Below are 19,379 nucleotides of genomic sequence, written 5' to 3'. Positions count from 1 at the left end.
ACAATGCTGCACGGAACCATCGGGAGGACGTGCATGGAGCTGTCGCTGCGCCGGCTGCGGACGTTGCGCGAGGTCGCCCGCCGCGGCGGGGTGAACGCGGCGGCGGCCGCCCTGCACTACTCCCCGTCGGCGGTGTCGCAGCAGGTCGAGGCGCTCGGGACCGACGTCGGCGCCCCGGTGATCGAGCGGGTGGGGCGCGGCGTGCGGCTCACCGAGGTCGGCCGGGTCCTCGTCGAGCAGGCGGAGGTCCTGCTGGCCGCCGAGCACCGGGCGGTCGCGGCGGTGGAGGCGGCGCGCCAGCACCTCTCGGCCCGGCTGTCGGTCGGGATGTTCCCGGCCGCGGCGGCGGCGCTCCTGCCCGCCGTGATCGCCGACCTCGCCGCCGAGCACCCCGGCATCACGCTGGAGAGCCTCGAGGCCGACCCCGACCAGGCGGTGCTCGACGTCCGGCAGGGGCACCTCGACCTCGCGCTGATCCTGGACTACCCCGACGCCCCCGAGCCGTGGGCGCCCGGCCTGACGATGGTCCCGCTCGGGCAGGACCGGATCCACCTCGCGGCCCCGGCGGGCACCCGGTACCGGCCGGGGGTCGACCTCGCGGAGCTCGCGGAGGAGACCTGGATCATCTCCGGCGCCGAGAGCTACTACGGCCGGGCCGTGCGCACCGCCTGCCGTCGGGCCGGCTTCGAGCCGCAGGTCCGGCACCGGGTCGACGGCCTCGCCACCGCGCTGGCCATGGTGGCCGCCGGGCTCGGGGTCACCCTCGCCAGCGACCTGGGCCGGGCGTTCCTGCCGCCGTCGGGGATCGACGTCGTGCCCCTGCGACGGCCGCTGCCCCGGACGATCGTGCTCGCGCACCTCCCGCACGCCACCGACCGCCCCAGCGTCCGCGCGACCGTCGACGCCTTCGCGCGCGCCGCGCAGGACCGGGGCCTCGCGGCCGTCGGGTGAGTGCGGGCGCGCCCGAGCGGGGAGTCCTGTGATCGCCGTCGTCCGGAAGGAGCACGTCGTGGAGCTGCTGGCGGTCTCGGGGAGCCCGTCCTCGCCGTCGAAGACGGTGCTCGCCCTGTCGGTCGCGCTCGCCCGGGGCGGCGAGCACGACGACGTGCGCACCGATCTGCTCGACCTGCGCGAGCAGGAGCTGGTGTTCGGTGACGGGCGCGACCCGGCGGACTACACGGGCGCGACCCGGGACGCGATCGACCGGGTCGTCGCCGCCGACGCGCTGCTGGTCGGCACGCCGATGTACCGCGGCGGCTACACCGGGCGGCTGAAGAACCTCTTCGACGTGCTGCCCAACGACGCGCTCGCGGGCAAGCCGGTGGGCCTCGTGGCGACCGGCGGCACCGACCACCACTTCCTGGCGATCGAGCACGAGCTCAAGCCGCTCGTCGGCTTCTTCCGCGCGTGGGCCGTCCCCGGCGCCGTGTACGCGAACAACACGCACTTCTCCGGCGGCGAGCTGACCGACGACGGGGTGCGCGAGCGGCTGCACGACCTCGCGGACGCCGTGGTCACCTTCGCCCGGCACATGCCGGCCGTCGCCGGCGCCGCCGCCCCCGACATCCCACGGCGGTCGGCCGCCGAGTCCTGACCCTTCCGGGGCGCTCCCCGGCGTGATCGACTGTCGCTCCCTCGACCCCCCGGGAGACCCCATGCAGATCACCGCCGCCGTGCTGCGCGACCGCGCCGGCGCCTTCGCCCTCGAGACCGTCGACCAGCGCGAGCCGGGCCACGGCGAGGTCCGCGTGCGCATCGCGGGCGCCGGGATCTGCCACACCGACGAGCTCCCCCGCACCGACGCGCTGCCGATCCCGCTGCCGGTGATCGCCGGCCACGAGGGCTCGGGGGTCGTCGAGGCGGTCGGGCCGGGCACCTCGCTCGCGGTGGGCGACCACGTCGTGCTGTCGTTCGACTCCTGCCGGACCTGCGACAACTGCGTCGACGGACACCCCTCGTACTGCGCCACGTTCTTCGAGCGCAACCTGTTCGGCACCGGTCTCGTGGAGCCCGGGCACGACGTCCGCGACGCCGACGGCGGGCCGGTCGCCGCCCGCTGGTTCGGCCAGTCGTCGTTCGCCAGCCACGCGCTCGTGGCCGAGCGGAACACCGTCAAGGTCGCCCCCGACCTGCCGATCGAGCTGCTCGGCCCGCTCGGCTGCGGCGTCCAGACCGGGGCCGCGTCGATCCTCGAGGCCCTGCGCGTGCGGTCCGGCAGCGCGGTGATCGTCTCCGGGGTCGGCGCGGTCGGCCTGTCCGCGGTCATGGCCGCCCGGGTCGCCGGGGCGGCCACGATCGTCGCGGTCGACGTCAACCCCGCCCGCCTCGAGCTCGCCACCGAGCTCGGCGCCACCGCCACCGTCGACGGCCGCGCCGAGGACCTCACCGCCGCGCTGCTCGCGGCCACCGGCGGCGCGCAGTACGCCCTGGACACCACGGGGCTGCCGCCGGTCGCCACCGCGGTGCTGCGTGCGCTGCGCCCCACCGGCACGCTCGGCCTCGTCGGCGTCCAGCAGGGGCCGCTCTCGCTCGAGCCGATGGACCTCTCGGTGGGGCGCAACGTCATGGGCATCCTCGAGGGCGACGCCGTGCCGCAGACCTTCCTGCCCCGCCTCATCGCCCTCTGGCGCGGCGGCCGCTTCCCGTTCGACCGGCTCGTCCGCACCTACCCGCTGAGCGAGATCAACGAGGCCGAGCGGGCCGCGCTGGCCGGCGAGGTGGTCAAGCCGGTGCTCGTTCCCTGACGCGCGCGGGGACCCGAAGCGCACTTACGGTGGGCCGGTGCGTCGACACGACCTCGTGGTCATCGGTTCCGGTTCGGGCAACATGGTGGTCTCCGACGAGTTCGCGGACCTCGACGTCGCGATCGTCGAGGCGACCGAGTTCGGCGGTACCTGCCTGAACCGGGGCTGCATCCCGACGAAGATGTTCGCCTACAGCGCCGAGGTCGCCGACACGGTGCGCGACTCCGCGGTGTACGACGTCGGCGCCCAGCTCGACGGCATCGCCTGGCCGGGGCTGCGCGACCGGGTGTTCGGCCGGCTCGACCCCCTCGCCGCCGAGGGGCGCAAGGGACGCGAGGACGACGACGGGGTCACCGTCTACGCGGGCGCGGCCCGCTTCACCGGGCCGCGCACCCTCGTCGTCGACCTGCACGCCGGCGGGTCCACGGAGATCGGGGCCGAGCGGGTCGTCATCGCCGCGGGCGCCCGCCCGGTGGTCCCGCCGCCGGTCCAGCGGTCCGGCCTGCCGTTCCACACCTCCGACACGATCATGCGGGTCGACGCCCTGCCCCGGCGCCTCGCCGTGCTCGGCGGCGGCTACATCGCCGCGGAGCTCGCGCACGTCTTCCATTCCGCCGGCGCCGAGATCGTCATGATCGACCTGGCCGACGAGCTGCTCGGGCCGCAGGACGAGTCGATCTCCGCGGCGTTCACCGAGATCGCCCGCGAGCGCTACGAGCTGTACCTCGGCCGCGAGATCACGGCCGTGGACGGCGAGCCCGGTGCCCTGCGGCTCCGGCTCGACGACGACACAGGCGTCGAGGTCGACACCCTGCTCGTCGCCGTCGGCCGCACCCCGAACGGCGACTCGCTCGACCTCGACGCCGCCGGGATCGAGACCCACGACGACGGGCGGGTGGCCGTCGACGCGTTCGGGCGCACGTCGGCGGACGGCGTCTGGGCGCTCGGCGACGTCTGCTCCCCGGTGCAGCTCAAGCACGTCGCGAACCGGGAGGCCGAGGTGGTCGCGCACAACCTCCTGCACCCCGACGACCTGCGGGAGAACGACCACGCCGTCGTCCCCGCCGCCGTGTTCACCAGCCCGCAGATCGGCACCGTCGGCCGGACCGAGGCGCAGTGCCGCGACGAGGGTCTGGACTACGAGGTCGGTCGCGTCGCGTTCGCCGACGTCGCCTACGGCTGGGCCATGGAGGACGAGACCGGCTTCTGCAAGGTGCTCACCGAGCGCGGCACCGGCCGGATCCTCGGCGCCCACATCCTCGGCCCCGAGGCGCCGACGTTGATCCAACCGCTCGCGCTCGCCATGACCTTCGACATCGACGCCGCCGCCCTCTCCGGCCGGCCGTACTGGATCCACCCGGCGCTCACCGAGGTCGTCGACAACGCCCTGCGGCAGGTGCTGCGCAGGTGAGCAGGAGGGTCGCTGGGTAGCGACCCTGTCTGCTCACCTGCGAAGCACCTGGTGGACCTCCCGCTCGAGCTGCCCCATCTGGTCGCGCTTCGTCGGTTCCGGCAGCTCCGCCGGCGTGCCCTCGCGCCGCCCGCGCAGGCATGTCGTCAGGCGTTCGACGCGCCGCAGGATGCCGCGCCGGAAGAGGAACCAGGCGAGGAACCGGGTCGCGAGGGCGGCCACCAGGGCCAGGGCGACCGAGATGTAGTCGCGCACCCGGATGTCGTTGATGTCGGTGATCCGCTCGTCGAGCAGCGCCCGTTCCTGGCCCTGGAAGTCGGCGACCTGGGCGCGGATGCGGTCCATCAACCCCTTGCCGTACTCGAGGTGCCGCCGGATCTCCGGGTCCTCCGGACTGCCGCCGCCCGTCACGAACTGCTGCTGGAACGACAGGTCGGCCATCTGCTGCCCGGTCAGGGTCTCCAGGTCCCGCAGACGCCCGAGCATCTCCTCGCGCGGCTTCTCGCCGGGTTCGTCGGTGGTGAGCGCGGTGAGCTGTCCGAACGCGCCCGGCAGTTGCCGGGTGGCCTGGCCGAACGGCTCGAGGAATTCCTGCTGCCCGGTCAGCAGGAAGCCCCGCATCCCGGTCTCGGCGTTGACCATCAGCGAGGACAGGTCGCCGAGCGCCGCGGTGATCTCGAATTTCCGCTGGATGTCGGTCTCGATCGCGACCCGGGTCAGGTTGCCGTTCAGCGCGAGGCACGCCGAGATGACGACCGCCACCAGCGGCAGCGCGATCGTGATCCGGCCCTGCACCCGCATCGGGACGGCGTCCCACCAGCGCATCGCCGGCCCGGCCACGGCGCTCCACAGGTCGGCGAGTCGTCGGGCCACCCGGCGACAGTACGGAAGCTGCGCGCGACGGTCGCGTCGAGAAACCCTGTTCCCGACGACGGGTCGGGGCCGGTCAGGCGCGGCCGTCCAGCCGGTCGGTGACGGCCGCGGCGAACGCGGTCGCGGCGCCGGCCACGTCGGCGGACGCCCGTCCGGCCTCCACCGCGTCCGCGGTCGCGCGCAGCCAGGTCACGAGGGGCGCCGCGAGCGACGGGGCGAGCCCGGCGATCCAGGCCGACGTCCGGGCGCGGGTCTCGGCGACGTGCTCGCTGCTGCCGTCCGCGTGTCGCGCGACGATCTCCGGACGGGTCGCGAGGAGCCCGCCGACCTCCCACTCCCCTCCGGGGGTGCGCGCCCGCAGTTCCTCCAGCAGACGCGCGGCGGTCCGCAGCGTCCCGGCGTCCTCCCCGTTCCCGGCGGCCACCACGCGCCCTCCCGTCGTCGTCGACACCCCCAGGGTGCCCGCCGGGTGGTCATCGCACCGTGGGCCGCCGGGTGATCCACATCCGTCCCCGCCGCGGGGTAGCTTCACGCCGTCCCGCCCGTCACCGCGCAGGGAGCCGCCCCGTGTCCGAGCCGTTCCACCCCGACCTGCCCGACCGTCCCGCCCACACCCGGGTCCACCTCGTGCGGTCGGCCGACCTGACCGGCGACACCGCGCAGTCCGGCGGGATGCGCCGGCTGGAGGCGGTCAGCGGGAAGTCGGTCGGGTCGTCGGCCCTGTGGACCGGCGAGACGCACGTCGCGCCGGACACGGCCTCGTCGGACCACCACCACGGCGAGTCCGAGACCTCGATCTACGTCGTGTCGGGGCGCCCGCGCTTCGTCTTCCACGACGGCGAGGGCGAGGTCGTGCTGCAGACCGAGCCGGGCGACTACGTCTACGTCCCGCCGTGGGTGCCGCACCGCGAGGAGAACCCCGACCCGGAGCACCCGGCGGTCGTCGTGATCTCCCGGACCACGCAGGAGGCGATCGTGGTCAACCTGCCGGCGCTCACCCCGCTCGAGAGCTGAGGGTCCCGACGGCGGGTCGCGCGACCCGCCGTCGGGAGGGGCTCACGCTCGGCTCACTCCGCGAGCTTGGCGATCCCCTGGGCCCAGAGGAAGTACTTGTTGGTGCCCAGGTCCCGCACCGTCTTGATGTTGAACGCGTCCTTGAGGTGCTTCGCGTCGGCCTCCGAGACGCCCTGCAGCGCCTCGACCGGCGCGTCGGCGATCTCGTTGATGTCCTTGCCCTCCCAGGCCTTGTCCACCTTGTCCGCGATGCCAGCCATGGTTCTCCCTCGGATGTCGGCACGGCCGGTCCGTGCCCCGACGCGGCAGTACCCGACCGGGCTCAGGGGAATGTCTGTCGCGCGGCCGAGTCCAGGAGCGGCTCCAGTTCGGCGACGACCGCGTCGAGCGGCGCCGCGCTGCCCTCGACCCGGCACAGGACCACCGCCCCCTCGACCGACGACAGGACGAGCGCCGCGAGCGTCGCCGCTCGCCCGGGCGGGACGCCCTGCGCGACGAGACCGGAGCGCAGCTCGGCCGTCCACCGCTCGACGATCGACCGGACCAGGTCGACGAGCTCCGGCTCGTCGGCGGGGTGGTCGACGGCGACCGCCACCAGCGGGCAGCCCGCGCGGTGGTCGGTCGCGACGAGGCGGCTCCGCCAGAGCGAGGCGAACCGGCGCAGGATCGCCGACGGGGAGTCCGCGTCGGCCGTGTAGCCACCGAGCAGGTCGGAGACGCCGTCGCCGGCCCGGGTCACGGCCGCGGCCAGCAGTTCCCGCCGACCGCCCGGGAAGTGGTGGTAGACCGATCCACGCGGCGCACTGCTGTGGGCCAGGACGGCGTCGATGGTGGTGGCCGCCGTTCCGTACTCGCGCAGCAGCGTCGCGGCGCTGTCGACCATCCGGTCGCGGGTCCTCGGCATGGCGCCTCCAGGTGGCTTCGCCCCGATCGAGGTTATGCCCTGGTGTCCCTTCCCACGGCGGTCCACGCGGGCACCGGGGAGGGAGTTGGGCCATCTGGCCTGCACCATGTCGCTCCTGCGGCGGCCGGGCCCGCGCCGAGGTGCACGGCAGGCAGGGCTGCGCGGCCCGCCGGACCGCCTCATGGAGCCCTCGCGGCGACCGCACAGCGACCGCACGGTGACCGCACGGCGTGGCAGGCTCGCGCCGTGACCGACGACGACGCTCCGATCGTGCTCAGCGACACGGTGGCCGAGTTCCGCGGCCCGACCTGGACGTTGTCGAACTTCGCGGAGCACCCGATGGAGGTCGACGGCCAGCGGTACCCGACCGTCGAGCACTACTTCCAGGCCATGAAGGCCGTCTCGCCGGAGGACCACGCCCGGATCCGCGACGCCGCCACCCCGGCGGAGGCCAAGGAGCTCGGGCGGGCGGTCACGATGGTCCCCGACTGGCGGGACCGGCGGGTCGCGGTGATGCGCCGCGCGCTCGCCGCGAAGTTCACGCCCGACTCCGAGGCCGGGCGGTTCCTGCTCGCGACCGGCGAGGCCACGCTGATCGAGGGCAACGACTGGGGCGACCAGCTCTGGGGCGTCAGCGACGGGCGCGGCCGCAACCTGCTGGGCGTGCTGCTGATGGAGCGGCGGGGAGTGCTCCGTCACCAGCTGGGGGCGTAGGGCCTCACGCCGCGGAGCCACCCGGCGGTCGCGGTGCGTCGAGTCGGAAACCGATGCCGAGCAGCCGGATCGTCAGGCAGGCGCCGGCGCCCACGAACACCCAGACCAGCCCGCCCGCGCCGAACCGCTCCGGGATCACCACGATCGCCGCGCCGACGAGGGCGGGGATGGCGTAGAGCTCGTTGGAGAGCACGCTCGGGACGCGGCGCACGAGGACGTCGCGCAGCGTCCCGCCGCCGACGGCGGTGATCGTGCCGAGCAGCATCGCCTGGCCGACCCCGGCGCCGAGGTCGAGCGCCCGCCCCGCGCCGGTGACGGCGAACAGGCTCAGTCCGAGGGCGTCGAACACCGTGATGGGCAGCGCGGCCCGTTCGAGCTGCCGGGAGAGCCCGAACGCGACCAGGCCGCCCGCCGCGGCGACCACGAGGTAGCGCCAGTCGCTGAACGTCGCAGGCGGCAACGCCCCGAGCAGGACGTCGCGGATGATGCCGCCGCCCAGCGCGGTGATCATGCCGAGGACGACGACGCCGACGAGGTCGAGCCGTGCCGCGCGGACCGCGGTGAGCGCCCCGTTGAGGGCGAAGGCGAACGTCCCGACGAGGTCGAGCACCAGCGCCGTCGTCATGGCGCGAGCCAGGCCCCCGCCGCGGTCAGGAGGGCCTCCACGCCGGTGCGGACGGTCGGGTCGAGCACCGGCGCGAAGGCCGGGCTGTGGTTGGTGGGCAGCTCGGTGAGGCGGCCGTCGCGCTCGGCCGCGGCGTGGGCCTCGGGGTCGGTGCCCCCGACGAACCAGAACACCGACGGCGCACCCCAGGCCCGGCCGAGCACGCCGAAGTCCTCGCTGGCCGACGTCGGTCCCATCGGCACCACGTGGTCGCCGAAGCGGGACCGGAACGCGTCGAGCACCCGCCCGGTCGCGGCCTCGTCGTTGTCGGTGAGCTGGTAGGTCTCCACCGGCGTGATCTCCGGTGGCCGCGGCGCCCCCGACGCCTCCGCCTCGGCGGCCACGATCCGCCGGATCGCCGCCTGCGCGCGGGCGCGGACGCCCTCGTCGTAGCAGCGCAGGTTCAGGCCGATCACGGCCTCGTCGGGAATGACGTTCTCCTTCGACCCGGCCTGCAGCATGCCGACGGTCAGGACGGCGGGTTCGTTCATCCCGAGCTCGCGGGAGACCACGGTCTGCAGCCGCAGCACCGTCGAGGCGGCGAGCACCACCGGGTCGATCGAGGCCTCCGGCATCGAGCCGTGCGCGCCGCGGCCGAACAGCCGGATGCGCCAGACGTCGGACGCGGAGGTGACGGTGCCCGGCCGGGTGCTGACGACGCCGGCGGGCGCGGGCATCACGTGCTGGCCGAGCACGACGTCGGGGGTGGGGACCCGGTCGACGAGCCCGTCGTCGACCATCGCCTGCGCGCCCGCGCCGATCTCCTCCCCCGGCTGGAACACCGCGACGACGGTGCCCGACCAGGCGTCGCGGCGGGCCGCGAGCTGCGCGGCGCCCGCGGCGAGCCACGCGACGTGCATGTCGTGCCCGCACGCGTGCGCGACCGGCGTCGCACGGCCCTCGTCGTCGGTGGCGGTCGCCGTGCTGGCGTAGGGGACCCCGGAGGCCTCCCGCACGGGCAGCGCGTCCATGTCCGCGCGCAGGGCGACGGTCGGGCCGTCGCCGTTGCGCAGGACCCCGACGACTCCCGTCGGCCCGACCCCCGTGACCACCTCGAACCCGGCCGCCGCGAGCCGATCCGCCGCGAGACCCGCCGTGCGGTGCTCCTGCATCGACAGCTCGGGGTGGGCGTGCAGGTCGGTGTAGAACTCCCGGGTCCCCGGGAGCAGGTCGTCGAGCCCGTCGAACAGCGTCATGGCGTGACCTCCTGCGGTGCGTCGGCGGGGACGCTACGTCGTCGCGGTCGCGCCCCTCCGGATGACAGCGAAGCGTCGTTGCTGCCACTGGCTGACAGCAACGACGCTTCGCTGCCACCGGGAAGGGATCAGCGGAGCCAGCGGGCGGCGATCTCGTCGAGTCTCGTCAGGACGTCGCGCTCCGGGCCTGGGTCGACCCAGAAGGTGATCCGGTCGACGCCGACCTCGGGGTAGCCGTCCGGGTCGAGGGTGTCGGGGTCGGCGCCGAAGACGGTGAACGGGACGTCGGGACGGCCCTCGTCGTCGAGCCAGGTGCGTACCCGGCGGTACGACCCGGCGTCGCCGCTGTCGGGCAGCCAGCCCTGGCCGTGGTCGCGCAGCCGGCGCAGCGCGGCGTCGCTGTCGCCGCCGACGTAGATCGGGGGCGGCGACTGCACCGGCTTGGGCCAGCACCAGACGGGGTCGAAGTCGACGTACTCGCCGTGGAACTCGGCCTCGTCGTCGGCCCAGATCCGGGCCATCGCGGCGAGCTTCTCGTCGAGGATGCGCCCGCGTCGGCGGGGGTCGATCCCGTGGTCGGCGGCCTCCTCGCGGTTCCAGCCGGCGCCGACGCCGAACAGGGCCCGGCCGCCGGAGACGAGGTCGAGGCTCGCGACCTGCTTGGCGGTGTGGAAGACGTCGCGCTCGGCGGGCAGCGCCACGCCGGTGGCCAGGGTGAGCCGCGTCGTCGTGGCCGCGACGACGGCGAGGGTGACGAAGACGTCGACGGTGCGCGAGAAGTGGCGCGGCAGGTCCCCGCCACCGGGGGCCGGGCTCTCCCGCCGCACGGGGATGTGCGAGTGCTCCGGCACGAACAGCGACTCGAAGCCCCGCTCCTCGAGCGCGGGCCCGAGGGCCGCGGGAGCGATGGTCTCGTCGGTGGCGAACAGCACGACCCCGTACTTCACCCGCTCATGATCGCCTCGCGGGTGTCCCGCCCGCCAGTGCGGGACCGGTCCGGGGACGGACCGTTCAGGCGGTCGCCGCTCCCGGGGCGGCACCGGGCGCCGGACTCAGCCGGGCCCACCGCGCCGCGCTGACCGACGCCCGCCAGTCGGCCAGCAGTTCGGCCTCCGCGGTGTCGGCGCCGATCCCCGCGGGGCTCTGCGCGAGCCACTCGGTCAGGGCGCGGAACTCCTCGTCACGCACGCCCGGAACGGTAGCCGTTCCGGGGGTCGCGGAAACCTCGTGCGCCGGATGGACGGCGTCGACGTCCGACTCAGAGGACGACCTCGCCGTACATCTCGCCGAGCGGGTCGGCGATCAGCTCGATCCGGGCCCCGTCGGGATCGCGGAAGTAGATCGAGACACCGCTGTGCACGACGTGCTCGACGCCGGCCTCGGTCAGCCGCGCCCGGAGGTGCTCCCAGCGCTCCGGCTCGACCGAGATCGCGACGTGGTGCAGACCGCCGAGGACCTCGGCGTACGGGCCGAGGTCGAGGCCGGGGAAGTCGAAGAAGGCCAGCAGGTTCCCGTTCCCGATGTCGAAGAAGAAGTGCGACGACCCCGGGTAGTCCCGGTTCTCGATCAGCTCGGTCAGCGGGAAGCCGAGCACCCCCTGGTAGAACTCGACTGTCCGGCGGACGTCGGAGGAGACCAGCGCGGTGTGGTGCAGACCCCGCGCGGTCGAGGCGGGTCGCTCCGCGGCCGGGGCGAGGAACTCCGCCCGGAGTGCGGCACGGTCGGCGGAGACGTCGTGGGTGGTGCTCATGCGGACCTCCTGGGATCGACGTCGTCGACGGTAGGCCCATGTAGTTCAATCGTCAACTACATGCTCCGGGTCGACGCCGGGCCTCGCGCGGGGTCATGCTGGAAGGCGTCCGAGAGCGACGGAGGTGGGCCGTGACCCACGAACCCGACCCGACGGACCCGGATGAGCATCACCCCGGGCCCGAGCTGTCCGACGCCGTCGAGGACGCCCTGCGCCCGGCGACGCACGACGCCGTGATGGCCGTGTGGCAACAGGTGGTCCTCGGCCGCCTGGACCGCGAGCGGCCGGTGCGCGAGGACGACGAACTCCTGCGCCGGCTCTACGAGGGCGAGCGGCCGGAGGACCCGCCGGACCCGTAGCGCGGAGCGGATCGGTCGTCGGGGCCGGACGCCCCACCGGTGATGGGCGCCGGGGAGTCCCCGGCCAGCAGCAGCTGCGGGACCTGGGCGAACGACCACCCGGCACCCTGCGCGCGCAGGACCCACACGACGTCGAACCGGTCCCCCGGCCAGGCCGCGGGCGGGGTCGGCGTGACCGCCCCGAGCGCGGCGACGATGCCCGGGATGTCCTCGTGCTGCCAGGCGACCAGGGGCGCCCCGCCCGCCGCGACGAGCGCGGCGGCGATGCCGGCGTGATCGGCCTTGCGGATCGTCGTGTCGATCGGCAGCCGCAGCGCCGCGGCGACCTCGGTGAGCGTCTGTCCCGGGCGTCGGCTGCCGTGGTCGCCGGGGTCGGAGGCGAACAGCGCCGTCGGGCGGACGAGGCCCGACCGCACCGGTCCGACCAGCGGTGCGACGAGCGTGCCGAGGGCACCGGCGCGGGACCAGCCGCGCGGTGTCAGGCCCTCGTCGTCGGTCGAGCCGTCGGCGTCGACGCCGTGGGTGGAGCCGTCCGGCTTCTCGGCGTGCCGGACGATCATGATCGTCGTGCCGGGCCGGGGCGTCCCCACGGGGACGGACGCCGCGGCACGCGCGTGGTCGTGCCCGGAGGAGCACGCCGCGAGAGCGGGCACGGCGAGGCCCGCCGCGAGGAGACCGAGCGCGGCACGGCGGGACCGGGGCGGGGCGGCGTCGTCAGGCACGGGGCCAGCATGCTCGGCGCCGGCACGGCCCCGGAGGTCAGCGCCCCACGGCGTCGAGCCACCAGGCGACGACCTCCGCCTTCGTGTACCCCCTGTACCGCGATGTCCCGGTCGACGGCGCGTCCAGGGCGCGCCGGAGGCCCGCGGCGAGGTCCTCGACGTCGCCCGGGGCGGTGAGGACGACCCGCGGGTGGTCGTCGAGGTCGCCGGCGAGACCGGTCTCGGTGGTGGTCAGCACCCGGCAGCCGTGGGCGAGCCCCTCGACCAGCGGCAGGCCGATCTGCTCCCGCCACCCCGGACGACGCACGGAGGGCATCGCGACGACGGCCGCGGTGCGCAGGAGGTCGTGGATCTCCGCCCGGGGCGGTGCGACCCGCACCGTGACCCCGACCGGGAGGTCGGGGTGCGCGCGGTCGCCCTCCGGGTCGCAGACGACGAGCCGCCGGCCCCGCCCGGCCGCCCCGCTGCGCGCCCAGGCCGCCATCAGCCCGTCGAAGCCCTTCCGGGCGCTCGGGGCGCCGAGGAAGAGCACGATCGGCTCGCGGGGACCGTCCGTGTCGACCGGTCCGCAGACGCTGCAGGGCCCGATCCGCGGCGGCAGCACGGCGTGCCGGGTGCGGCGCAGCGCCGGCCCGAAGACGCGGCGGTGGTTCTCGGCCGCGCCCGTCGTCCCGAAGACGACGGCGTCGAGCAGCAGCATCGAGACACCGGTGGCGAGGACCGCCAGCCGGGAGGCGAGCGGCCCGAGCACCGGCCGGTGCCCCAGGCGGCGCAGCCGCTCCCGGGCGTCCAGGTTCTCGATGGCGTAGGTCGCGACCGCGACCCGCCGGCGGGGCCGGACGAGGCGTGCCAGGACGACGTAGCGCAGCGCGCGGACCCACTCCGCGGTCCAGAGCGGTTCGGCCACCTCGAGGAGCTCGAGGTCCGGGTGGCGCAGCGCCCGGAGCAACGCGCGCCACGAGAACGGTGCCACCTCGCGCCCGGCGTAGAGCGAGACGTCGGCGTCCCCGCGCTCGGAGGTGAACAGCAGCGCCTGGTCGACGGGCATCTCCTCGACCACCGAGCTGCGCAGGTGCGGGACGATCCGCAGGGTCCGCACCGACTCAGAAGTCGTGCTCGGACTCGGGGGTCGGCCGGCCCTCGTACCCGGGCAGACGCTGCAGGTGGACCTGGCGTGCCAGCCGGATCACGGGGCGGATCAGCAGCTCGACGCTGCCGATGACGAAGAACCACGTCCCCGTGTAGGTCCACGCCTCGGAGAAGAACATGATGCTGCCGACCAGGAACCAGAGTGCGACGAGGATGTCGTTGACGATCGACAGCGCCTGGTAGCGCCGGCGGATGACGAGCTCCCGGTCCCCGAGGGTGAACACGAGTGGCTGCGGGGCATCGGTCGACGGCATGGCGGCCGAGTTCCCGGCGCGGGCGCGGTTCAGCCGTCTCGCCGGTCACTGCCGCGCAGCGCGCCGCGCAGCAGGTACCCGGCGGTGACGAGGGCGGCGACCGAGAACAGGTCGGCCACCGTGAGCCCGTGCCGGCCGGTGATCACCAGCAGGGTCGGCCCCTCGACGGCCTTGTTGACCACCACCCACACGCCCGCCGCCACGACGAGCACCGCCGCGAGGCCCAGGCGCGCGGGCGCCCGGAGCCCGGCGAGCGGCCCGGGCGGCACCTCCCGGGCGGCGTCGTCGGGCGGGACCGGCATCGCCCACCAGAACACCGCCACCGCTGCCGCGATCACCACGACGTGCTGGGCCGCGGAGGCGAGGCCCACGAGCAGGCGTCCGTCGACGCCCGCGACGAGGTCGGCGCCGAGCGTCACGGCCACGACGGCCGCCACCGACCACCCGAGGACGGTGCGCGGTCGGCGTGCCCGCTGGCGGACGAGTCGCCAGGCGACCGCCCCGAGCAGGGTGCCGACGACCGCGTACGACGCCGTGACCAGCGGCGAGAGGCCCGGGTAGCGCCACGGCCGCAGCCCGACGGAGGCCGCGACCACGAACAGGCCGGTCCCCACCGCGGCACCGACGAGGGCGACCGCGACGATCGCCACCACCCGCGCCGGGACGGGTGGGCGCGGTGCGGCGACGTCGGTCATCCCCCGATGATCCCTCCCCCGTCACACCCCCCGTCGTCACGGGCGTCACGGTGCTCCGGGACCTCCCGTCGGGAAACCCGCCGACATGGACACCACGATCGCCCGACGCACGCGCCGACGGACGGTCGTCGTGCACGGCGAGTCGGTGGGGTTCTGGGAGTCGATCCCGGCCCACCACGTCGACGACGGCCACGAGGGCCCGTGGACCCACCCCGAGGGCGAGGTGGTCGTCCTCGTGCACGGCATCGCCGGCAGCGCCGAGACCTGGCAGCCGGTCCTCGCCGAGCTGGCCCGGCGCCGCGACCACCGCCACGTCATCGTGCCCGACCTCGTCGGTCACGGGTCGTCGTCCGCCCCGTGGGCCGACTACTCGCTGGGCGGCTACGCGACCGGCGTCCGCGACCTGCTCGCGGTCCTGGGCTACGACCACGCCGCGATCGTGGGGCACTCGCTGGGCGGCGGGGTGGTGCAGCAGTTCGCGCTGCAGTTCCCCGAGCACTGCGACCGGCTGGTCCTCGTCGCCTCCGGTGGTCTCGGCCGCGAGGTGAGCCCGGTGCTGCGCGCCGCGACGCTCCCGTTCGCGGAGTGGGTCCTCGCGGTGCTGTCCAACCGGCACGTGGTCGCCGGGATCGACCGGCTCGTGCACACGGTGCCGGGCCTCGGCCTGCTGCGCGGCTCGGTGGGCGAGTCGGCGCGCTCCTTCGCCTCGCTCGCCGACCCCGACCACCGCCAGGCCTTCCTGCACACCGCGCGCAGCGTCCTCGACCCGGGCGGGCAGCGGGTGCGCGCCACCGAGCGGCTCTACCTCACCGAGGGCCTGCCGACGCTGATCGTCTGGGGCACGGCCGACTCCATGATCCCGGTGGCGCACGGCCACCGCGCGCACGCCCTGATTCCCGGCAGCCGGCTCGAGCTCTTCGAGGGCGCCGGGCACTTCCCGCACGCCGACGACCCGGTGCGCTTCACCGGGCTGCTGGTCGACTTCCTCGACCACACCGAGCCCGGCCACCGCAGCGTCCGCGAGCAGGCCGCCCGCATCGCGGCGCACGCCGAGCTCGAGCCGGCCGGCGGATAGCGGACGGCGCGGCATGTGTCGGGACTAACACGCCCCGTCCATGACGGTGGCTACCCCCGGCGTGTCGTACCGGGCAATCGCCTCGTGTGCGTCCGTCCTCGGGCGCCCGAGGTGCACGGGAAGAGCCACTCGAACACACGGGAGGACACCATGTCGGATCGACACGTACGCGCGGTGGACGACGGCTGGGCCGTCGAGAAGACCGACGCGAGCCGGGCGAGCGCGGTGCTGGCCGTGCAGGCCGAGGCCATCACGCGCGCCGTGGAGATCGTCGCCAACGACGGCGGCGGCGACGTGATCGTGCACGACCGCGACGGCAAGGAGGTCGAGCGCCGCGCCGTGGCGCGCGACGCCGACGACGCCGCCGCGGTCGCCACGGAGCTCGCCGCGGCCGTCACCGGCAAGAAGGGCAAGGAGACCGCGAAGGCCGCCGGCAAGGCCGTCAAGGAGGACGCGCAGGAGATCGGCGCGGACGCGAGGACGGTCGCGAGGAAGACGGCCGGTCAGGCCGAGGACGGGGCCGAGAAGGCCCGCGCGACCGCCGCGGCCGCCGCCGACGGCGTCAAGGCGCAGGTCGACGAGGTGCGCTCCGGCGACAAGTCGCTGCGCTCGGCCGCCCAGGACGTCTCCTCCATCGCGCGGACGACCGGCGGGCAGATCGCCGACCAGGCCGACCGCACCGGACGGCAGATCGCCGGCGAGGCGCGCGGCCTCGGCCGTCGTGCGGCCGCCGTGGTCGGCGAGACCGCGGGCGAGGCGGGCGAGGAGCTCGTCGACGTCACCGACCGCGCGGCCCGCGAGGGCGCCCGCGCGCAGCGCGAGCTGGACTCGGTGGCCGACCGCACCGGCAACGCCATCCACGCGGCCACCGAGGCCGCCGCCACCCCGTTCGACCGGCTCGCGGCCCTGCTCAATCCGGTGCGCGTCACCGGGCGGGTCGTCGGCGCCGTCGCCACGGGCGGGCTGCGTCTCGTCGGCCTCGGCGCCGCCAAGGGCGGCGAGCAGGCCAACCGCGGTGCGCGACGCCTCGCGAACCGCTGACCGGTCGCGGCACGACGACGGGCCGGGTCCCCCGAGGAGGGTGGGCCCGGCCCGTTCGTCGTTCCTGCCTTCAGGGCGTGGGGTCGACGTCGACGACGGTGAGGTGCAGCTCCCGCCCGCCGACCTCGTCGGCGAGGACGCGGCGCAGCGCGGCGGTCGTGGCCGTCAGGGAGGCCCCGGCCAGCAGGACGAGGTCGATCTCGACGTGGGCGTCGAAGACCCGGAGCGCGGCGCGCGACGTGCACTCCCCGGACGACCCGTGGTGGTCGGCGAGTCGGGCAACCCCGGGCACGGCGAGGGCCCGGAGCCGGAGCGCGTGGATGTCGGGCGTCATGGCGGCTCACCTCCGTCGAGGCGGCGGCCGGGAGCACGCGGAGCACGGGTCGGGGGTCGTGCCCGCGAGCGGGCTCGGCCGGTTCAGATGCTGTGTCGGTGGGACACCGCGACCGGCCGCGTCGTCATCCGCCGTCCGTGTGATTGGTGCCACGCAATGGGACAGCGTTCAACCAATGGGGAACGGAGCGTGGGAGCCGGTCACTCGAGCAGCGGGTGGGGCACGTCCCGGCGCCATGGAAGGTCACGGTGGACCGGGTGCCGGCATCGACGCTCGACCCCGACCCGCCCCCCGGGGCGGTCGTCGAGAGACCCGATCCCGCTCGTGCCGGGCACGGTGGCGGCCGTCCGCAGCCGCCGGGTGACGACCCGGACGTCGACCGGTGGCTCGTCGGCCGGGTGGTCGACGGCGACGTCGACGCCTACGAGGAGCTGCTGCGCCGCCACCGCGACCGCATCTACCGGATCGCCCTGCGGGTGCTCGCCGACCCGGCCGACGCCGACGACGTCACCCAGGACATCGCCATCCAGCTGTGGACCGGCCTGTCGAGCTTCACCGGCAGCGCCGCCTTCACCACCTGGCTCTACCGCGTGGTGGTCAACCGGTGCCTCAACCTGCGGCGCCGGCGTCGCCCCACCGAGGAGCTCACCGAGACGACGCACCCCACGGCACCGGGTCCCGAGGCACGGGTGGTGGCCGGGCAGGAACTCGAGGCGGGCATCGCCGCCCTGGCGGAGATGCCCGAGGAACTGCGGGTGACCCTGGTCCTGATCCAGTTCGAGGGCCTGAGCTACGCGCAGGCGGCCACCGTGCTCAAGGTGCCGGAGGCCACGGTGCGCGGCAGGCTCGCCCGGGCGCGCGCCCACCTGGTCAAGCAGATGAGGAGCTGGGCATGACCGACCGGCCCGCCGACTCCGCGACCGACTCTGCGGTCGACCTCCTGGGGACCGAGGCCGCGCTGCCCTGCGGACGCGACCCGCAGGAGCTGCTCGAGCAGGTCACCGAGCACGGTCCCGACGCCCGCGACGAGCACCAGCGCGGCTGCCTGCACTGCCAGGCCGCGCTCGCCGAGTTCGACCGCCTCTGGGCGCCGATGCGCAGCGTCGCCGCCGACCGCCCGCAGGCCCCGCCCGGGGTGCTGGACGAGGTGCTGTCGAGCATCCGGGGCGTCACCGAGGACGCCGAGTTCGCCCGGCTCGAGGAGGGCTTCGGCCACACCCGCATCTCCGGGCGGGTCGTGGCGGCCATCGCGCGCCACCACGCCGCCCGCGTGGTCGGGGTCCGCGGCGCGCTCGGCAAGCTCGACCGCGCCGGACACCGCCGGGGCGACCGCGATCCCGAGTTCCCCGAGACCTCGATCCACACCGCCCAACCGCGCGACATGAGCCGCGAACCGCAGGCCAGCGCCGGGGTCGCCGGCGCCTCGACGGCCATCGAGATCGTGCTGGCCGCCGAGTACGGGCGGGACCTGCGGGCGCTGGCGGACGAGGTGCGCGCCGCCGTGGTCGCGGGGGTCCGCGCCAACACCGGCCTGGAGCCGGTCGCGGTCACGGTCGTCATCGACGAGGTCCTCCTCCCCCGTTCAGGTACGGGAGAGCCAGCTCACTCGAAAGGTCCGTGACGATCGGGCGCCATCCGGTGTCACACCACTGAGTTCGACGGGCACGGCCGCCCACCCGGGGCGGTACGGCCCGTCGTCGCGAAGGAGGACACCACGATGACCACCCCCGCCACCACCCCGAAGGCCACCGGCTCCGCGCTGGAGAGCACCCAGGGCAAGACGACGATCGCCGACGCGGTCGTCGCGAAGGTCGCGGGCCTCGCCGCCCGTGAGGTCAGCGGCGTGCACGGCTTCGGCGGCTCGGCCGCCCGCGCCTTCGGCGCCATCACCGAGCGCATCCCCGGCAGCCGCTCCTCGGTCACCCAGGGCGTCTCGGTCGAGGTCGGCGAGCGCCAGGCCGCCGTCGACCTGACGATCGTCGTCGAGTACGGCGTCGCCATCGCCGAGGTCGCGCGCTCGGTGCGCCGCAACGTGATCAGCGCCGTGGAGCGCATGACCGGCCTCGAGGTCACCGAGGTCAACGTCGACGTCGTCGACCTGCACCTGCCCAGCGACGACGACGCCGACGACGCCCCGGCCGAGCCCGCCCGCGTCCGATGAGCACGCCCGGGCCCCACCCCACCCCCGCGGTGGTCGGCGGGCTCGACGTCGACCGGATCGCCGCCGCGGTGCAGGCCTGTCCCCTCGTGGCCGGTCTGCACCCCGGCCTCCACGGCGCCGTCGCCACGCTGCTGCCCGGCCGCCGCGTGCCGGGCGTCCGGGTCGTCGAGGACGGCGACCGACCGGTCCGGCTCGAGATCGCGGTGACCGCCCGCTACGGCGCCGTCCTGGCGCAGGTGGGCGAGCAGGTCCGCGCCGCCGTCGCGCCCCTCGCCCCCGGCCTCCCGGCCGAGGTCACCGTCGCCGACATCGCCTGATC

At 75.1% G+C, this 19,379-nt stretch carries 27 protein-coding genes; 13 read left to right on the top strand and 14 right to left on the bottom strand.

Annotation, left to right across the window (positions count from 1 at the left end; translation table 11 throughout):
- Window positions 1-33: 33 nt before the first annotated feature.
- The 4 genes from ACQPYX_RS07145 to ACQPYX_RS07130 all read left to right on the top strand — a co-directional run bounded on the left by ACQPYX_RS07145 (window position 34) and on the right by ACQPYX_RS07130 (window position 4,155).
- Window positions 34-951, top strand: a complete 918-nt coding sequence (locus ACQPYX_RS07145; RefSeq protein ID WP_433802209.1) for a LysR family transcriptional regulator — start codon at window positions 34-36, stop codon at window positions 949-951.
- Between the two features lie 58 nt (window positions 952-1,009).
- The gene (locus ACQPYX_RS07140) at window positions 1,010-1,594 is read left to right on the top strand and encodes an NADPH-dependent FMN reductase (protein WP_433802208.1); all 585 of its coding nucleotides are present in this window, start codon (window positions 1,010-1,012) and stop codon (window positions 1,592-1,594) included.
- Window positions 1,595-1,655: 61 nt separating this feature from the next.
- The gene (locus ACQPYX_RS07135) at window positions 1,656-2,744 is read left to right on the top strand and encodes an NAD(P)-dependent alcohol dehydrogenase (protein ID WP_433802207.1); all 1,089 of its coding nucleotides are present in this window, start codon (window positions 1,656-1,658) and stop codon (window positions 2,742-2,744) included.
- A 37-nt stretch (window positions 2,745-2,781) separates the two neighbouring features.
- Window positions 2,782-4,155, top strand: coding sequence for a mycothione reductase (locus ACQPYX_RS07130; RefSeq protein WP_433802206.1), 1,374 nt, complete (start codon window positions 2,782-2,784; stop codon window positions 4,153-4,155).
- 33 nt (window positions 4,156-4,188) lie between these two features.
- Here the strand turns inward: ACQPYX_RS07130 and ACQPYX_RS07125 are convergent, their stop codons facing one another.
- Together ACQPYX_RS07125 and ACQPYX_RS07120 are read right to left on the bottom strand one after the other, a co-directional pair.
- Window positions 4,189-5,028: a CHASE3 domain-containing protein gene (locus ACQPYX_RS07125; RefSeq protein ID WP_433802205.1), complete on the bottom strand. Its 840-nt coding sequence runs from the start codon at window positions 5,026-5,028 to the stop codon at window positions 4,189-4,191.
- Window positions 5,029-5,101: 73 nt separating this feature from the next.
- On the bottom strand, window positions 5,102-5,455 hold the full coding sequence (locus tag ACQPYX_RS07120) for a hypothetical protein (protein ID WP_433802204.1): 354 nt from the start codon (window positions 5,453-5,455) through the stop codon (window positions 5,102-5,104).
- Window positions 5,456-5,595: 140 nt separating this feature from the next.
- Here ACQPYX_RS07120 and ACQPYX_RS07115 point away from each other — a divergent pair, with 140 nt between their 5' ends.
- Window positions 5,596-6,042 carry a cupin domain-containing protein gene (locus tag ACQPYX_RS07115; protein WP_433802203.1) on the top strand — a complete coding sequence of 149 codons (447 nt, stop codon included), beginning with the start codon at window positions 5,596-5,598 and terminating at the stop codon, window positions 6,040-6,042.
- Window positions 6,043-6,095: 53 nt separating this feature from the next.
- Here the strand turns inward: ACQPYX_RS07115 and ACQPYX_RS07110 are convergent, their stop codons facing one another.
- Window positions 6,096-6,302 (bottom strand): hypothetical protein, encoded by a 207-nt coding sequence (locus ACQPYX_RS07110; protein WP_433802202.1) that lies wholly within the window; start codon window positions 6,300-6,302, stop codon window positions 6,096-6,098.
- A gap of 62 nt (window positions 6,303-6,364) precedes the next feature.
- Window positions 6,365-6,946 (bottom strand): TetR/AcrR family transcriptional regulator, encoded by a 582-nt coding sequence (locus ACQPYX_RS07105; protein WP_433802201.1) that lies wholly within the window; start codon window positions 6,944-6,946, stop codon window positions 6,365-6,367.
- Window positions 6,947-7,192: 246 nt separating this feature from the next.
- On the opposite strand from ACQPYX_RS07105, the gene ACQPYX_RS07100 reads away from it, so the two are divergent.
- Window positions 7,193-7,660, top strand: a complete 468-nt coding sequence (locus ACQPYX_RS07100; protein WP_433802200.1) for an NADAR family protein — start codon at window positions 7,193-7,195, stop codon at window positions 7,658-7,660.
- Between the two features lie 4 nt (window positions 7,661-7,664).
- On the opposite strand, the gene ACQPYX_RS07095 is transcribed toward ACQPYX_RS07100, so the two are convergent.
- The 5 genes from ACQPYX_RS07095 to ACQPYX_RS07075 form a co-directional block, all read right to left on the bottom strand.
- Window positions 7,665-8,285: a trimeric intracellular cation channel family protein gene (locus ACQPYX_RS07095; RefSeq protein WP_433802199.1), complete on the bottom strand. Its 621-nt coding sequence runs from the start codon at window positions 8,283-8,285 to the stop codon at window positions 7,665-7,667.
- Window positions 8,282-9,520 carry an amidohydrolase gene (locus tag ACQPYX_RS07090; RefSeq protein ID WP_433802198.1) on the bottom strand — a complete coding sequence of 413 codons (1,239 nt, stop codon included), beginning with the start codon at window positions 9,518-9,520 and terminating at the stop codon, window positions 8,282-8,284. Before ACQPYX_RS07090 ends, ACQPYX_RS07095 begins: the two co-directional genes overlap by 4 nt.
- A gap of 128 nt (window positions 9,521-9,648) precedes the next feature.
- The gene (locus ACQPYX_RS07085; RefSeq protein ID WP_433802197.1) at window positions 9,649-10,467 is read right to left on the bottom strand and encodes an LLM class F420-dependent oxidoreductase; all 819 of its coding nucleotides are present in this window, start codon (window positions 10,465-10,467) and stop codon (window positions 9,649-9,651) included.
- A 64-nt stretch (window positions 10,468-10,531) separates the two neighbouring features.
- Window positions 10,532-10,708, bottom strand: a complete 177-nt coding sequence (locus tag ACQPYX_RS07080; protein WP_433802196.1) for a hypothetical protein — start codon at window positions 10,706-10,708, stop codon at window positions 10,532-10,534.
- A gap of 70 nt (window positions 10,709-10,778) precedes the next feature.
- Window positions 10,779-11,270 (bottom strand): VOC family protein, encoded by a 492-nt coding sequence (locus tag ACQPYX_RS07075; protein ID WP_433802195.1) that lies wholly within the window; start codon window positions 11,268-11,270, stop codon window positions 10,779-10,781.
- 131 nt (window positions 11,271-11,401) lie between these two features.
- On the opposite strand from ACQPYX_RS07075, the gene ACQPYX_RS07070 reads away from it, so the two are divergent.
- Entirely contained in the window at window positions 11,402-11,629 is a 228-nt protein-coding gene (locus tag ACQPYX_RS07070; RefSeq protein WP_433802194.1) for a hypothetical protein, read from the top strand.
- Here ACQPYX_RS07070 and ACQPYX_RS07065 read toward each other — a convergent pair.
- From ACQPYX_RS07065 to ACQPYX_RS07050, 4 genes are read right to left on the bottom strand one after another with little or no spacing between them, the layout of a single operon-like run.
- The gene (locus ACQPYX_RS07065; RefSeq protein ID WP_433802193.1) at window positions 11,590-12,351 is read right to left on the bottom strand and encodes a hypothetical protein; all 762 of its coding nucleotides are present in this window, start codon (window positions 12,349-12,351) and stop codon (window positions 11,590-11,592) included. The genes ACQPYX_RS07070 and ACQPYX_RS07065 overlap by 40 nt on opposite strands.
- 37 nt (window positions 12,352-12,388) lie before the next feature.
- A complete protein-coding gene (locus tag ACQPYX_RS07060) occupies window positions 12,389-13,450 on the bottom strand; it encodes a glycosyltransferase (RefSeq protein WP_433802192.1) in 1,062 nt (353 codons plus the stop codon).
- Between the two features lie 4 nt (window positions 13,451-13,454).
- On the bottom strand, window positions 13,455-13,754 hold the full coding sequence (locus tag ACQPYX_RS07055) for a YrhK family protein (RefSeq protein ID WP_433802191.1): 300 nt from the start codon (window positions 13,752-13,754) through the stop codon (window positions 13,455-13,457).
- Between the two features lie 29 nt (window positions 13,755-13,783).
- Complete coding sequence (locus tag ACQPYX_RS07050) at window positions 13,784-14,449, bottom strand: hypothetical protein (protein ID WP_433802190.1); 666 nt, start codon at window positions 14,447-14,449, stop codon at window positions 13,784-13,786.
- Window positions 14,450-14,534: 85 nt separating this feature from the next.
- On the opposite strand from ACQPYX_RS07050, the gene ACQPYX_RS07045 reads away from it, so the two are divergent.
- Together ACQPYX_RS07045 and ACQPYX_RS07040 are read left to right on the top strand one after the other, a co-directional pair.
- Window positions 14,535-15,524, top strand: a complete 990-nt coding sequence (locus ACQPYX_RS07045) for an alpha/beta fold hydrolase (RefSeq protein ID WP_433802189.1) — start codon at window positions 14,535-14,537, stop codon at window positions 15,522-15,524.
- Between the two features lie 150 nt (window positions 15,525-15,674).
- Window positions 15,675-16,565 (top strand): DUF2188 domain-containing protein, encoded by an 891-nt coding sequence (locus tag ACQPYX_RS07040; RefSeq protein ID WP_433802188.1) that lies wholly within the window; start codon window positions 15,675-15,677, stop codon window positions 16,563-16,565.
- A 70-nt stretch (window positions 16,566-16,635) separates the two neighbouring features.
- On the opposite strand, the gene ACQPYX_RS07035 is transcribed toward ACQPYX_RS07040, so the two are convergent.
- Entirely contained in the window at window positions 16,636-16,899 is a 264-nt protein-coding gene (locus ACQPYX_RS07035) for a hypothetical protein (RefSeq protein WP_433802187.1), read from the bottom strand.
- A 257-nt stretch (window positions 16,900-17,156) separates the two neighbouring features.
- On the opposite strand from ACQPYX_RS07035, the gene ACQPYX_RS07030 reads away from it, so the two are divergent.
- The 4 genes from ACQPYX_RS07030 (at window position 17,157) to ACQPYX_RS07015 (ending at window position 19,377) form a co-directional block, all read left to right on the top strand.
- Entirely contained in the window at window positions 17,157-17,795 is a 639-nt protein-coding gene (locus ACQPYX_RS07030; protein ID WP_433802186.1) for an RNA polymerase sigma factor, read from the top strand.
- Window positions 17,792-18,520: a hypothetical protein gene (locus ACQPYX_RS07025; protein ID WP_433802185.1), complete on the top strand. Its 729-nt coding sequence runs from the start codon at window positions 17,792-17,794 to the stop codon at window positions 18,518-18,520. The genes ACQPYX_RS07030 and ACQPYX_RS07025 overlap by 4 nt, the downstream gene beginning before the upstream one ends.
- Window positions 18,521-18,616: 96 nt before the next feature.
- Window positions 18,617-19,060: an Asp23/Gls24 family envelope stress response protein gene (locus ACQPYX_RS07020; RefSeq protein WP_433802184.1), complete on the top strand. Its 444-nt coding sequence runs from the start codon at window positions 18,617-18,619 to the stop codon at window positions 19,058-19,060.
- Window positions 19,057-19,377: a hypothetical protein gene (locus tag ACQPYX_RS07015; protein ID WP_433802183.1), complete on the top strand. Its 321-nt coding sequence runs from the start codon at window positions 19,057-19,059 to the stop codon at window positions 19,375-19,377. Before ACQPYX_RS07020 ends, ACQPYX_RS07015 begins: the two co-directional genes overlap by 4 nt.
- Window positions 19,378-19,379 lie beyond the last annotated feature (2 nt).

Source organism: Actinomycetospora sp. CA-084318 (assembly GCF_050955885.1).
Taxonomy (GTDB): Bacteria; Actinomycetota; Actinomycetes; order Mycobacteriales; family Pseudonocardiaceae; genus Actinomycetospora.
The sequence above is the reverse complement of the archived record's forward strand: the minus strand, read 5'-3'. Positions and strand labels throughout refer to the sequence as shown.